Annotated in this window: 11 protein-coding genes; all 11 read right to left on the bottom strand. The window is 44.6% G+C overall.

The features are described 5' to 3' along the window. Positions 1–489: 489 nt before the first annotated feature. Positions 490–2322, bottom strand: coding sequence for a tetratricopeptide repeat-containing sensor histidine kinase (locus tag ECHVI_RS21345; protein WP_015268089.1), 1833 nt, complete (start codon positions 2320–2322; stop codon positions 490–492). Next, entirely contained in the window at positions 2322–2516 is a 195-nt protein-coding gene (locus ECHVI_RS21350; RefSeq protein WP_015268090.1) for a hypothetical protein, read from the bottom strand. The genes ECHVI_RS21345 and ECHVI_RS21350 overlap by 1 nt, the downstream gene beginning before the upstream one ends. A gap of 330 nt (positions 2517–2846) precedes the next feature. After that, entirely contained in the window at positions 2847–4829 is a 1983-nt protein-coding gene (gene mobC / locus ECHVI_RS21355; protein ID WP_015268091.1) for a conjugal transfer protein MobC, read from the bottom strand. Further along, positions 4829–6097: a relaxase/mobilization nuclease domain-containing protein gene (locus ECHVI_RS21360; RefSeq protein WP_015268092.1), complete on the bottom strand. Its 1269-nt coding sequence runs from the start codon at positions 6095–6097 to the stop codon at positions 4829–4831. Before ECHVI_RS21360 ends, mobC begins: the two co-directional genes overlap by 1 nt. Beyond that, positions 6094–6474 carry a plasmid mobilization protein gene (locus ECHVI_RS21365; RefSeq protein ID WP_015268093.1) on the bottom strand — a complete coding sequence of 127 codons (381 nt, stop codon included), beginning with the start codon at positions 6472–6474 and terminating at the stop codon, positions 6094–6096. Before ECHVI_RS21365 ends, ECHVI_RS21360 begins: the two co-directional genes overlap by 4 nt. Before the next feature lie 230 nt (positions 6475–6704). Further along, positions 6705–8258 (bottom strand): IS66 family transposase, encoded by a 1554-nt coding sequence (gene tnpC, locus ECHVI_RS21370; RefSeq protein ID WP_015267032.1) that lies wholly within the window; start codon positions 8256–8258, stop codon positions 6705–6707. A 170-nt stretch (positions 8259–8428) separates the two neighbouring features. After that, the gene (gene tnpB / locus ECHVI_RS21375; protein WP_015267031.1) at positions 8429–8770 is read right to left on the bottom strand and encodes an IS66 family insertion sequence element accessory protein TnpB; all 342 of its coding nucleotides are present in this window, start codon (positions 8768–8770) and stop codon (positions 8429–8431) included. Next, a complete protein-coding gene (gene tnpA / locus ECHVI_RS21380) occupies positions 8770–9075 on the bottom strand; it encodes an IS66 family insertion sequence element accessory protein TnpA (RefSeq protein ID WP_041738757.1) in 306 nt (101 codons plus the stop codon). Before tnpA ends, tnpB begins: the two co-directional genes overlap by 1 nt. A gap of 218 nt (positions 9076–9293) precedes the next feature. Beyond that, a complete protein-coding gene (locus tag ECHVI_RS21385; protein WP_015268094.1) occupies positions 9294–10220 on the bottom strand; it encodes a nucleotidyltransferase family protein in 927 nt (308 codons plus the stop codon). 247 nt (positions 10221–10467) lie between these two features. Further along, on the bottom strand, positions 10468–11622 hold the full coding sequence (locus tag ECHVI_RS21390) for a glycosyltransferase family 4 protein (protein ID WP_015268095.1): 1155 nt from the start codon (positions 11620–11622) through the stop codon (positions 10468–10470). Positions 11623–11670: 48 nt separating this feature from the next. Beyond that, positions 11671–13374: a capsule assembly Wzi family protein gene (locus tag ECHVI_RS21395; protein ID WP_015268096.1), complete on the bottom strand. Its 1704-nt coding sequence runs from the start codon at positions 13372–13374 to the stop codon at positions 11671–11673. Positions 13375–13380 lie beyond the last annotated feature (6 nt).

The raw sequence follows: 13380 nt of genomic DNA on the forward strand, positions 1-13380 counted from the left end.
CACATAATCTATAATACGCATTTGAAATGCGTATTATTTATTTTCACACCTTATGACAGCTGTTCTTGCTTTCCGATCGTCTAAAATAAACATCAAATAAAACCTGTATTTTATGTGTTTTATCCCAAAAAACTTTCTAAGACAAGTTATGAATAAACCTTGTTTTATAATGTCCAATTAATGATGTATATCAGCAGAACGAAAGGGTCCGTGAGTGAATGCGGATAAGGAGGCCGAAAGTTCCCGCTAGCGGTCGGATTTATTATCGCCATCTCACTGTTTGGCGCTTTTTGGGACCTTCCATTGTCATGAAGTTCAGCAACAAAAAGTAAATACCTCCTACTGGTCAAAACTATCAAATAATAGGAGGATATTATGCCTCCACGTTAAAAATGTGTGGAAACCTTGAAAATTTAAGCACAATATCCCCAGCCAGCTCTCTTGGTGAACATAATGGATCTACCGATGGGAAAAGGCCAAGGCATACCATCAAGAAGGTTGTTCATCCAATGGAATGGCAAACCAAAAGGTACTTCCTTTTCCCTGTTCTGACTCTACCCCAATTTTTCCATTGTTCATTTCAATGTATTGCCTGCTCAGGACAAGCCCCAGCCCTGTACCTATTTCATGGTGGGTACCTTCTGTGCTCATGTTCACTTCATCGAAGATATGCGGCAACCTTTCTGCTGGAATACCTGTACCAGTATCCACCACGGAGACCATCAACAACCTTCCCCCACTATTGGTCTTATTGTTAATGATGATCTGGTCACCCTGTCCAGAATATTTAATGGCATTGGCCAGAAAGTTACGTACAACAATTTTGACCATTTCCACATCGGCAAGGACCATCCTTGGTCCTGTACGATCAATGATCTCTATCCCTTTCTTTGTTGCGTCAGGGAGGAGTAAAGATATGGTCTTTTTCACTATTTCCTTTATTTCAAACCTGACCGGACGTGCTGAAGTTTCGGTCATCTGGCTTTTCGCCCACAAGACGAGGTCCTTTACAAAATAATTGACCTCGCTTAATTTCGTGCCGATCTCCTTGGTAAGCATTTCCATTTCTTCTTTGGTGAACATCCCTTCCTGATACATGTCAATGGTACTTTTAAGGGAGTTCAACGGTGTCTTTACATCATGTGCCACTACTGACAATATCCTGTCCTTGAAATTCCCCATCCTTTCAAGTTCCCTGTTCTGAGCATCCATCTCTTCTTGGTGTTTTTTTTGTATCCTATTGGTACGGCGTATATTTCGGAGATAGAGAAATAACAACAGGACCATCAAGACCAATAATATCGATAGGACGAGGATAAAATAGGTGAAATTACGCTGGCGAAGCAATTGCTCCCTGTGCTTTTGGTTGACTGTTTTTATCGCTTGGTCATGCCGGAACTGCTCCTCGGCTCTCACCAATTGAATCCTTACCTCTTGATTCATCAAACTGTCTCCAAGAAGGGTATATTCCTGATAACTGTCAAGTGCTGCTTTATAATCGCCCTTTGCCGCTTGTATCCCACTTAAGACAAGTAATCCCTCTCTTGTCAGGGCAATATGGTTGATTTTCCGTGCCATATGGAGTCCTCTTTGCACTTGAACATAAGCTTCAGTCGGTTTCCCTGCCTCAAGTAGGCATTTTGCTATTTTAAGGTCTGCTTCGGCTACTTTTTGTTCGGTCCCCATCTTCATCGCAATATTTATTGCTTCAGCATACTTTTCCATGGCCGTCACCGGATTTCCCGTCTGCTCCAATAAGTCCCCCAAAGCCATATAGGACCTGACCATTCCGGCCCTATGCCCCCCCCTACTTTCTTTTAATGCCCGCTCATAAAACTCATTGGCTTTTGCATGCAGGTTTTCCTGGAGATACGACCGGCCTATCCTTATATCCAACATGTGCTGGATATCGTGGTAACCTGAACGGTCATATAGGGACTTGCTCAGGGTATAGGACTTCCTTGCTTCCCGTAAATTCCCCTGAAGCTCATGGACCTGTCCAATGGTCCAGTGATTTCGGGCCACTTGCTTGTCAAAACCGTTTTGGGTGGCGATTTCCAAGCCTCTATAAGCCAGTTGCTGTGCCTTTTCGTACAAACCTATATCCAAGTAGACCATCGACAGGTTTATGCACAATACCCCTATTTCCTTTCTGAATCCCAATTTTTCGGCCTGTGCCATTGCATCCTTTTCCACCACTATGGCTTCCTTGAAGTTTCCTTTTTCATAATGGGCCGTACCGATATTGATCAGCGCGGCCAACACTCCCCGTTCGTATCCTATTCGATTGCTAACCAGAAGGGCCCTTTTCGATATGGCCATCACCGAATCCGGGGCGGTACTCCAATACCGGAATTGATATAGCCTGTGTCCTTTTCGTAACCGGGATCTTGCTGAAACTGCTCTACTTTTTTCCGCAAACTATCCCTGTCCAGCTCCTGGGCGAACGTTACGGAGGACAGTACAATATTTACTGCCCAAAGGTACCAAGATGCTATACAGGACTTACGTACCATAAAAATGTACACTTTAGTTTTCTTGCTCTTGGTATACAATAAATAAACTTTGACATTAAATAACCATTATTCCCCCTTAAAATTTTCGAAAAAACCACTTTGCCACCATTGGTTTTGCCATGATGAATTTTATAAGAAAAGCCCATTTAAGTCCTTCAATCCAAGAATGGAGGGAAACCATTTCTGAATACTAAAAGGCACCTTCCATACGGATTTCGCAATTCCTTGGCCTTTCATGAGCCTGACTTAGTTTACCATTCAGCTACCTTACTTTTGCAATTCAACCATGGTTCAATCCGCTATGGGCTTCAAGTCACCAATTATGGATCTTTATCGCTTTCTGATGATCAGGCCTGCCAGTCCTGGGCTGTCCAGCATCCTGTCCAGTTCCGACTCTATCAGTTCGCTGACCTCGGATTTGATCCTTTTGTAATTATTGGCCACTTCGTGTTCGGTTAGTTTCCTGCATGGTGGAATGGGCCGGTATCCTCTTTCTTCCCTTCGGATTGCCTCATGGTCATTTTGGATAGCGGCATGAAACCCCTTTAATTTGATGGGCTGATCGGGCGTATCGGCCACCATCCCCACAAATTCCCCCGAGGACAGGGAGGCGATCGTAGATTGGGGCACTGCAAGGTCAAGCTGTACCGAATGGCTTATGGAGGTATCGTTGGAATTGACGGACCTGCTCTGCCTGGGCTGTCGGATCTTCCCAAACCGTTCGGACAATTGCTTTGCCGTATCGCCAAGCACCTGCCCTGAAACGATATTGCCCACCGTGTTCATGATCACCTCTGCATGCTCCCTGCCGTAGTCCTTTTTGAGCTGGCTGTAATCCTGAACGCCCAGACAGGTCGCCACCTTGTTGCTCCTTGCCGTGGCGATCAGGTTATCTATCCCGTTAAAATAAATGGTCGGAAATTCATCGAAGACCAGGCTGGACTTGAGCTTTCCCTTCTGGTTGGCCAGCTTGGTGATCCTGGAAATATACAGGCTCAGCACTGCACCGTACACCTGTTGCTTTTGTGGGTTGTTTCCCATGCATACGATCTTCGGCCTGTCCGGATTGTTGATGTCCAGGGTAAATTCACTTTCGGAAAGCACATAGTAAAGCTGTGGGGAGGATAACCGGGCCATGGTGATCTTTGCACTGGCAATCTGGCCTTCAAGTTGATCGGCAGCCCCTTGCATAAATGCGGAGACAAAGGGATTGATCAGCACCTCTATCTCCGGTTCACACCGCAGGACCGAAAACAGCTTCTCGTACTCTACCTGCATCATTTCAATGACATGGGGAAGGGTACAGTACTTCCCTTCCTTGTACCGTTTGAGAAACCAGATCACGGCAGTTAGAAAATTAATCGGCGATTCTACAAAGAAGTCCCCTTGTTTTTTAATCCATTCCCTGTTTAGCCCCATCATAATGGTCCGAGAAGCCTCGCTGGCATCGGTGATGTCCAGCATGGTGGACGGTTCAAGGGGATTGCACCGATGACTGCGGGAAAGGTCATCAAAATTGATGGTGTAGAATGTCGGTGCTATCCTGTAGGCGGCCTTATTTTTCCGCAGGGCATTATAGGCAATTCGGGAGAGGTCATCGTACTTAAAATCATAGATAAACATGGAAAAGCCCTTAGCTATGTGTTGAACGATCACATGCCGGATGACAAAATAGCTTTTCCCTGAACCTGGTGTTCCCAATACCAACAGGGCCCGGAAGGGGTTGATGATGTTGATCCAGCTGGGCCTGCTTTTTTGTTTCAGGCGGTATATCGCCGGTAGGTTCACCGAATATTCATTTTCAAGCAGGCGCTCCTCTTGGGGAAAGGTCTCATTGTCATGATTGAACACGTCCTTGCTCACCTGCTCTTTTAAACAGCGCGACAACCTACTCCCTCCCCATAGGACCATAAGGTAGCCTGTCACCATGGAGATAAGGTAGCAGTATCCGAAAACCAAACGGCCCAGCACTACTGCCTCCCAATAGGTGGCCAAGAAAAACAGGACACTTCCCAGCACCATGGTGATCAAGGCCGGCAGCCACTTTATGGCGGTATCTTTTTTCCCCTTTGCACCAAGCAGGCTAACGTAGAGCATTCCCAAACATAGTATTTTTGCATAAATGTCGTCCTTCAGAAAAGGCAATTCCCCTACGTTCTCCACAAATACCGTTAGGACGGGCAAGGAAAGTCCCCATTTTGAAAAGACGCATGGAAGTTCCAGGTAAAGGTGGATGAGCAAGATGGCAATGCTTACCTTACGGGTGAGGTCAAGGATCTTACGAAGGGTCTGTTGGTTCTCTCCTGTAGCCATTATGATCGGTTTGGGGAAAATTTGGAATTTCGGGACCTTGGGAGGGAAATAGACTGTTTGGGCAGGACATCCCTGAGCCTGCTCACCCTTTCAACGAATTTCTGGAATTCCGGTGCGGTATCCAGCTTCCATACAGGTATTTCTTCCTTCCGATAAGCATTATCCACGGTTTCTTCATGCCCTCCATTGCTTGACTTTTCCTCTAGTGCTTCCTGGATCACGGGATACCTTTCCACCAACTTAATGGCCACTTGCCGTGAAACTTCCCGTAACAATTTCCCGGAGATGGTGAACGTCGTCCTGTTAAGGTGGTCTATGGCTATTGCCCTTTTCTTATCCCTTCCCATTTGGATACTGATGGCAAATCCATTTTTTTTAAATGTTCCATCCAGGTCCATCAATGCATCTTTTACCATGTTATCCTGCACTTCCAAAAAGCGTTCTTTTGCTTCAGCCACTTTGGAGGGAGACACTCTTTTATTCCGTTCCATCCGATTGGTTATACTTCCAAATGTGGGACGCAGGGATAAGGAACTTGCTTTCACCAAACCTCCCAAATGCCTTCCATGATCGTCCAATGGACAATAGGCCAGTCCACGGTTCCTCCACATCCTCCCTCCTCTTTTGCCCTGTACCAGCCCCACGTTGAACTGGTGCAAAACAGCTGCAAATTCAGCTATTGAGCCAAAGGTATACTGGCGCAAGACTCCCTTTATGATGCTTTCCATCCTACCGAGGGTTTCTGTTTTACCATACTCAAGTTTCTCCAAACGTGCCGGATATGAATGTTGCTCCGGTGGTTGAGGAGAAGAATGACGTCCCATCTCGGCCACCAACTCCCTACAGGCCTTCTTGGAGAGTGTCTTACCCAAATGATGGGTTTCCAACCGTTTTCCGTTTTTGGATATGGTAGTACTGAGGACATGTATGTGGGGTTTGTAACTATCTGTATGGTTGAACACCACATAGGGTTGTTTGCCGTAACCGATTCGTTTCATGTATTGCTGGGCTATGTATCGTAAACTGCGTTTATCCAAACTGTCCGTTTGGGAAAAATGCAGGAAGATATGGATCGCATTTACCTTTACCCTATTGTTCCTGAGAGTATAGGATCGAAAATACGCATTCAATTCCTTTCGGTCCATACGCTCCCCCTGGCCCCCAAAACCGTGTACCGTGATCAAGTCGGCCTTGCCTTCACTGATCTTCCTGAAATGGTAATAAAGGATGCTGTTTATGTTCCTTCCTACCTTTATCACTGCCATCATTTCCTGAAATGTCCTTGTACCACTTTCTCCAAAACCTCCAATTTCACCAGCGCCTCCTTCACCATTCCTTCCAGCCGTCTGGCCATTTTCCGGTTCCTGGGAGTATCATGGTTGACCAAAAATCCATGGACCATTTGGTCTACGTTCACCCCTATTTCCTGGATTTCCATGTGAATGGCATGCATCCCTTCCAGGACCCTTTCATAGGTCTGATCATGTGTTCTACACTTGATAGGCCTGTTTGACAGGATTTGCCTTATCAGCGCACTCATGGAGTGGTTGGTTGATTTCGACAACAGTCCCAACAGCTCTTGGTAGTGGTCTTGGGATATCTTGGACATCACCACAACTTTTTCCGTCTTTTGCTTTGTCGCCATAAAACACTAGTTTTCGAGATTGTACAACCAGTCATGGGCAGCCTCTTTCCAATTGCCTAGCGGCATGCCATTTTCCTTGTGCCACCCGGTGGACTGGTAGTAAAAATAAAACACTTCTGCCTCGGAAACGGGGACGGACTGTTGTAAAAAAAATGACTTTACCTCTTCAAAATGCGGTGTCGAGGAAAGGATATTGTTTGATGATTTTGTGTTATAGTGTAACCGCCCTATTAACCGCGTGTTGTTTGGTTAAAGTTTTGTGGGTATAGGTCACGGATGTTCTTATGGTTGGTGGTCATGATATTTCTCAGAGCATGTTCGAGCCACTGTTGGGGATTGACGTCATGTAATTTACAGATGCCGAAGAAGGAATAGATCATGGCCGCCCTTTGGGCCGCTTTATGGGAGCCGGCAAACAGGTAGTTTTTTCTGCCGACCACCATTGATCTGATTTCCCTTTCCACGGGATTGTTGTCGATCTCCAGTTTACCGTCATACAGGTAATTGGACAGTTCGGCCCATCTGTTTGCCGAGTAGAACAGGGCTTTTCTCAGCCCACTTTTGGGCAGGGCCTTGGGCAGCTGCTTCTTGATCCACTCGGACATTTTGTTGATCACCGGCAAGGCCTCGTCCAAACGGAGCTTCTTGCGGTCTTCGGCAGAGAGGTTTTCCTTCTTGGCCTTTCTTTCCACATCGTAAAGCTTGCCGATAAAGCCCAGGGCCTCGGAAGCGGCCTTCTTGTTTTCCACCAAGGTCTCAAAAAACTTTCTCCTTGCATGTGCCCAACAGGCCAGGTGGGTGACCTGCTTATTGGCCACATAATGTTCGTACACGCCATATCCATCACTCTGCAGGTAGCCCTGAAAGTTTTCCAGTATGGCACTGGGGCCTTCCTTGCTCCGGGTAGGCCGGTAATCAAAGAGTACGGTGTTTTCCAAAGGGTTATGGTATACCCAGTAGTAACCCGTGTGGCAGGCGCCCTTCTTGTTGTCGCTGTCCAATACCCGGATGGTACTCTCGTCCACCATAAGATAGCCCATGGCCTTGGTGTCGTCCACCAGACAGTCGTACAGGGGTTCGAGTTTTTCCAGCCCCTGTTTCACCCATCCCTCAAGTGTGGTGGGCGCTATGGGGATCTTTTCCCGTTTGAAACGCTGCGCCTGCCGGTACAGCGGCATATGTTCCAGGTATTTCCTTGTAAGGATGTCGGTGAGCAGGCCGTAACCCGGGATGCCCTTTGGAATGGCCCTTTCCGGCAACAGGCCGATCTTTACCCCGGCACTGCTGTACCTGTCCTTTGGGGCATACTTATAGCGGATGTATCTTCTGCGGATATATTGGGCAGGGATATAGTCCAGCTCTTCGGTCACTTCCTTGCCGATACACTCCATGCCGGAAAGGTCCCCTTCCGGATGGATCTCGATCTCTTCCACGGGAAGGTGGTCGGGCAAGGGCTGTCTGCCCGTATGGGCGGGACGTTTCTTGCGGATGTATTCCACCTTGCGGGAAAACCCTTCCTGCTGTTGCTGTTCTTGCTCTTGGTCAGGTTCAAAGGGCAGGGCCATCTGGTCCTTGTTCCCTAAAAAGCGCTCCCGCTTCTGGGCAAAGGACATGCGCTTGAACTTCTCGATCATCGCCAACAACTGCTTCTCATAAGCTTCTTTCTCGGCCAGGATACGTTCCTTCTCGGCTATCACCCGCTCACGGTCGGCCACCTGTTGCTCTGACTTTTGCAGCAGGGCAAGCAGTTCGGCTTTGGTCAACTGGTCGAGTGGCTTTGACATGCCCGAAAATAAAACCTCCCGCTTATAAAACCATGGACTTTTTTTCCACAGCCCCTGTGGAAAAAAACCTCAGGAGATGATTTCGGCCATTCTGGCTTCAAAAAGCTGTCCGTAGGACTAACAGAAGGGCATACAGCCCCGAAAAGCTGAACACGGGTCAGTAAAAAAAATCAACCGGGGATATACCGGGGACGCTGCCGGTAGCCTTCCACCTGGATGCCCGCGACCATCAGCACCAGTTCGGGCCAATCCAGCACGCCGTCACCCCTGTCCTCCGGGAGCAGGAAAGTGCCTTTTTCCAATCGTTTGTAATAGACCACGAAACCGCCCTTCTCCCAGTGCAGGAGTTTGATCAGGTTGCGGTGGCGGTTGACAAAGACGAACACTTCCCCGGAGACCGGGTCACGGTCCAGTTCATTGGTGACGATCCCGGAAAGCCCGTTGAACCCTTTGCGCATGTCAACCGGGCTGCGGTACAGGAAATATTGGTGGTGGGAGCCCAGCGAAAACATCAGTACAGCCTGATCAGGTTGGACAACAGCGATAGGTCCTCGGACGGCACCCGCAGCTTTACCCCGTTCGGGTACACCACTTCCACCGCCTCTGCAGGAACACTGCTGCCCTGGGTACGGACCGGTAGAAAACCAGTGGGTTCCCGGACCTGTTCCCCCGCCAGCTTTCGGTACCAATAATTGAACTTGGGATAACCGATCCCCTTTCGCGCACTGAAGGATTTCTGCGTCAGACCGCTGCTCTTGTACTCTTTGACAAGGGCGGCCATTTCTTCTTGTAGGTTCATCACTTTTGCTTTTTCCACAAAGCTATGCGGTCAAAACACGCCATGAAACATGTACTTTATAAGGTGGTTACGTTATAGTTTGCCATGATCAATAGTTTTTGATTCAATGGCAAATTCACAAACAGAAAGAAAACAATTTCACCAGTTGGACCGGAGTCCTGAAAAAAATGCAATAAAAAAGCCATTCGCTTTCGCAAATGGCTTTCATCCAATTTATAATACTGAAATTCTTCTATCTACATCCGGACTTTTTTAGGCTCCCATAATTTCCCTGGATAAACACCTTTCTGGTGCATGAAATTCAGGGCTTCTTCCACGGTGACCTTGTCCTCGGGGTAGGTCACGCCAAACCAGGTCTTTCCTCCTTCCAATATCCTGACGGAAGCCTTGCTTTCGGCAATCAGGTCATTCACCACGGTAGGGATATAGAATTCCGCTTTACTATTGTCCTTGTTTTCTTCCAAGAAAACTTTCCATCGCTTTTCTGTTTCCGCAAAGAAGGATGGCTGAAATCCCCAGCAGTTCATGGAAACCGGAGTATTTTCACTGATTTCAAGAACGTCCTCACCCATGCGGCTAATGACCTTCTCTCCTTCCCGGGAGATCTTTTCACGTTCTGTCATCCCCGTAAGTTCTCCCTTATCATTGGCATCACAAACGCCACGGTTAACGGTGCCATGCTGAGAGAGGACATTTTTAAGGGCATACCCCACCATGCAGTGCTGGTGATCCCCTTGGGGATGGGTCAGAAATTTCCCTAAACGATCAATAGCTTCTTTCCCGTAGAAATCATCTGCATTGATGACCGCAAAAGGTTCTTCTATTACCTCTTTGGCACAGAGTACTGCATGTGCTGTACCGTAGGGTTTTGTTCGTTCAGGGTTTTGATAAGCTGCAGGTACCAGGCTGGTGAGGGATTGGATCACAAATTCGACCTGGATCAGATCATTTATCTTATCCAGAAAACGATCTTTTACCAAGTCAAGGATCTCCGCCCTTACGACAAACACTACCTTGCCGAATCCGGCCTGAATGGCATCGTAAATGGCGTATTCCAAAATGGTTTCGTTATTAGGGCCAAAGCCATCAATCTGCTTGTTCCCCCCATACCGCGAGCCCATACCCGCAGCCAATATCAAAAGGGCTGGTTTTGTTGTTTGCATTATATGTTTTGTTTATTAGGGTCTGTTGTTGTCTGGTGTTGTATTGTGGAATCAAACAACTACTACACGCAGAACCACACTACTACAAGAGTATTGACAAAATAAAATTTCGAACTAAAACTTTATATTATACAATTCATTGCCTGGAGGTAGGGCTAAGCAATCTCATATCCAAATATAAGATTGCTTCTTTGCTCGGATCTTCGCCATACGAACTTTTCGAGTAGGCATCCCTTCCTTTGTTATACTATTTTCCAATTTCTAATGAGGGGTTATCGCCTACTTTATTATACTCTTTTTGGATTTTCTGAACTGTATATGGAGATTTTGCAAGAACTCGTGGAGCGTTTTTTACTTTTTCCCTTACCCTTCTTAAGGTAAGGGCATTGAGCATACTTCCCATAGCCACAACAAGCAATACCACCCCTGGCAATAAAAAGATTTCCTGAACGTCTTTTAAGAATAATACTAAAATGATCAATCCGCACTTAATCCCTCCCAAAAAAAGCGCTACCTGATCATGCCGGTATCCCATTCGTATCAAAAAGTGGTGTACATGGGATTTATCAGGCGCAAAAGGCGATTTCCCTTTTTTTAATCTCCGCACAAAAACCCGCAAGGTGTCATAACAACAAATGACCAACATTATTAACCCTGCCGTAATAGGAGCCTGAAACTTATAAAACGAATAATCTGGTAATATTCCATTGTATTGAACAAAAATCAACAAAAAGACAGTGACAAAAAATCCTATGGGCAAGGAGCCGGTATCTCCCATAAATATCTTAGCGGGGTACCAATTATATACGAGAAAGGACAATAAACTTCCTGCCATCACTAAACAGATAACTCCTTCTGACATATGTTTAGTAGCCAAAAACCAGGCACCTAAAAAGCTACAAGAAATCAGCCCCAAGGTCCCAGCTAGCCCATCCAATCCATCAATTAAATTATATGCATTGGTGAGTCCTACAAAAAGAAAAATCGATAAACCATAACTTAACCAAAGCGGCAATTCTCCAATACCCAACAACCCATAAAAACTCACTAATCTTACCTCACCAAGCACTACAACTAATGTAAATGCCAATAATTGTCCTATAAGTTTTTGTAGTGCAGACAACTCCTTCCAATCATCTAAGAATCCTATTAGAAATAACACTGCCATACTTACAAGCAAATATTGATACTTTCCTATGGGAATATGGGCTATATCAAGAACAATAATCAAGGCAAATGCAATCAATATCCCAATGCCTCCCATGGATGGAATAGCTGCTTTATGGATCTTTCTGCCCCCCGGCAAATCCATTAAATTGCTCTGCTTAATCCACCTTATCAAAAAAGGGAAAATGATCAGTCCAATGCAAAAAGCCAATATACTGGAAAAAACAATATACATAATTATCTAACTAAACAATCAAAGTATTATCCTATCTAATAAAGGTCGCTATTTTAACAAATAAATCAAATGCGCTTGTGCAAACACACTGAACTTATCTTTTCCCACAGGAAACTCTTCCGTGCTTGCCGGGTCTAGTTGCCACTGGTAATTCAAGCCATTGATCATTTGTAAACGGGAACTCAGTAAAAACCGATCCCATTGGTAGTCGAACAAGAATCCTAGCGATAAATCTACCCACGGTTGCTTTTCTTCTTGCATCCCTAATCCTAGATAATAAACATCTTGATGATTAGCTATTCTTTCAAAAAGAAGCCCAAACTTATTAAGATCCTCTATTAATGAAATTTCAATATTCTGGGAATTACTGCCTGTTCCAATACCACCACCAAGAGGTTGGCCATTATTAACAAAACCTCTAAGCTGATAATGAGTACTCCATGCCCCTCCACTACTATTTTTATACCTAATCAATCCATTAATAGATCCCTGTTGCTGTAACATTTCACCACGCACCTGTAAAAATTTATTTTTGACTGGTAAACTAAATAATTTTTTAAACCCTAATAAATAAGCTCGTGCATGCTCAGGGTTTAATATAAACTCCCTCCAATTATATGCATGATCACGACGTCCAAACTCAAAATAAATTTCAGCTTTAGCTTTGCTTAAATTATATCGTCCAAAGATTGAAATTTGTTGATCTTGGCGTCTACCATCATATTCAACACTATTCCCCCCCTCAAATAATTTGTTTTTGGTGAAAGTCTCAAAAATGGGGAAATAATACTTAAAAGATCCGTCATTATCCTCGAAATATTGCTGATATGTTCTTGTAAAACCGAGAAACAAGCCTGGTATCCATTTAGGATTATAACTAATCATTATACCATTTAGGTATTTATCATCATTAGGTAGCGGATCATAATATTTATCATTTAACTCATTTATCTGAGAAGGTTCGGTACCGCTATTAGTTAATTTCCCCATTAAAATTTGTCCTTCAAAATTCCCAACCAAAGTTTTGGCTGGTTTAGTTGTATTAAAGGTTAGGTGTGGAAACCCATCTGCATTATTGGAAAAAATTAAAGCGTTAAACTGTCCTGGTCCCCACCAAATATTTTGTGAGGCTACTCCAACCTCAAAAGCCCCATAGTTCAATGAAATTTTTGATTGCCCTAATCCAAATTTAGAATAACCTATTTTTCCAATACGCTCCGGTGTATCCCCTAGATTCCAATTTATATATCTTGCCTTGTAAAATGCATCTGAATACCCAATTGGAAGGCCATCATATTTTTTGTTTTCCGCAAAAACGAATTCAGGATATAGCTGAACACTTAAAAATTTAAATTTTAAAAATACTCCTGCTGAAAATAAATTCTGAAATCCAACACTTGGAATCATAACTCCATCTCCATATCCATAAGGTCTTTTTGAAGTAAATTTTATTGAATTCCTTATTGGTAATACAAATAAATATTTCCCTTTTAATTCCTTTTCATTATTCAGGTAATTGCTACTTCCAAATTGAAACAAGTCATAATTTTCTTTACTCTTACTATCTCTTTTTATAGGCATTTGAATTGGTCGCAAATTAAAACTATAAGACGAATCAAATTTACTGCTTAGTTGATGCCTTCTTATAGCTTCTTCAAAAATAGGATACCCACTAGGGATACCCTGCCCCTTTAACTTAATGTTTATGAACAAACAGAATATTGCAAAAAACAAGAGTTGTTTACCTTTCATCACACA

The sequence above is a fragment of the Echinicola vietnamensis DSM 17526 genome (genome assembly GCF_000325705.1).
Taxonomy (GTDB): domain Bacteria; phylum Bacteroidota; class Bacteroidia; order Cytophagales; family Cyclobacteriaceae; genus Echinicola; species Echinicola vietnamensis.

Excerpts from the sequence above, each read along its gene's own strand:
- ECHVI_RS21345 (WP_015268089.1), bottom strand. The coding sequence starts at position 2,322 with ATGGCCATATCGAAAAGGGCCCTTCTGGTTAGCAATCGAATAGGATAC.
- ECHVI_RS21360 (WP_015268092.1), bottom strand. The coding sequence starts at position 6,097 with ATGATGGCAGTGATAAAGGTAGGAAGGAACATAAACAGCATCCTTTAT.
- ECHVI_RS21395 (WP_015268096.1), bottom strand. The coding sequence starts at position 13,374 with ATGAAAGGTAAACAACTCTTGTTTTTTGCAATATTCTGTTTGTTCATA.
- ECHVI_RS21365 (WP_015268093.1), bottom strand. The coding sequence starts at position 6,474 with ATGGCGACAAAGCAAAAGACGGAAAAAGTTGTGGTGATGTCCAAGATA.
- ECHVI_RS21385 (WP_015268094.1), bottom strand. The coding sequence starts at position 10,220 with ATGCAAACAACAAAACCAGCCCTTTTGATATTGGCTGCGGGTATGGGC.
- ECHVI_RS21390 (WP_015268095.1), bottom strand. The coding sequence starts at position 11,622 with ATGTATATTGTTTTTTCCAGTATATTGGCTTTTTGCATTGGACTGATC.
- mobC (WP_015268091.1), bottom strand. The coding sequence starts at position 4,829 with ATGGCTACAGGAGAGAACCAACAGACCCTTCGTAAGATCCTTGACCTC.
- tnpC (WP_015267032.1), bottom strand. The coding sequence starts at position 8,258 with ATGTCAAAGCCACTCGACCAGTTGACCAAAGCCGAACTGCTTGCCCTG.
- tnpB (WP_015267031.1), bottom strand. The coding sequence starts at position 8,770 with ATGTTTTCGCTGGGCTCCCACCACCAATATTTCCTGTACCGCAGCCCG.
- ECHVI_RS21350 (WP_015268090.1), bottom strand. The coding sequence starts at position 2,516 with ATGGTACGTAAGTCCTGTATAGCATCTTGGTACCTTTGGGCAGTAAAT.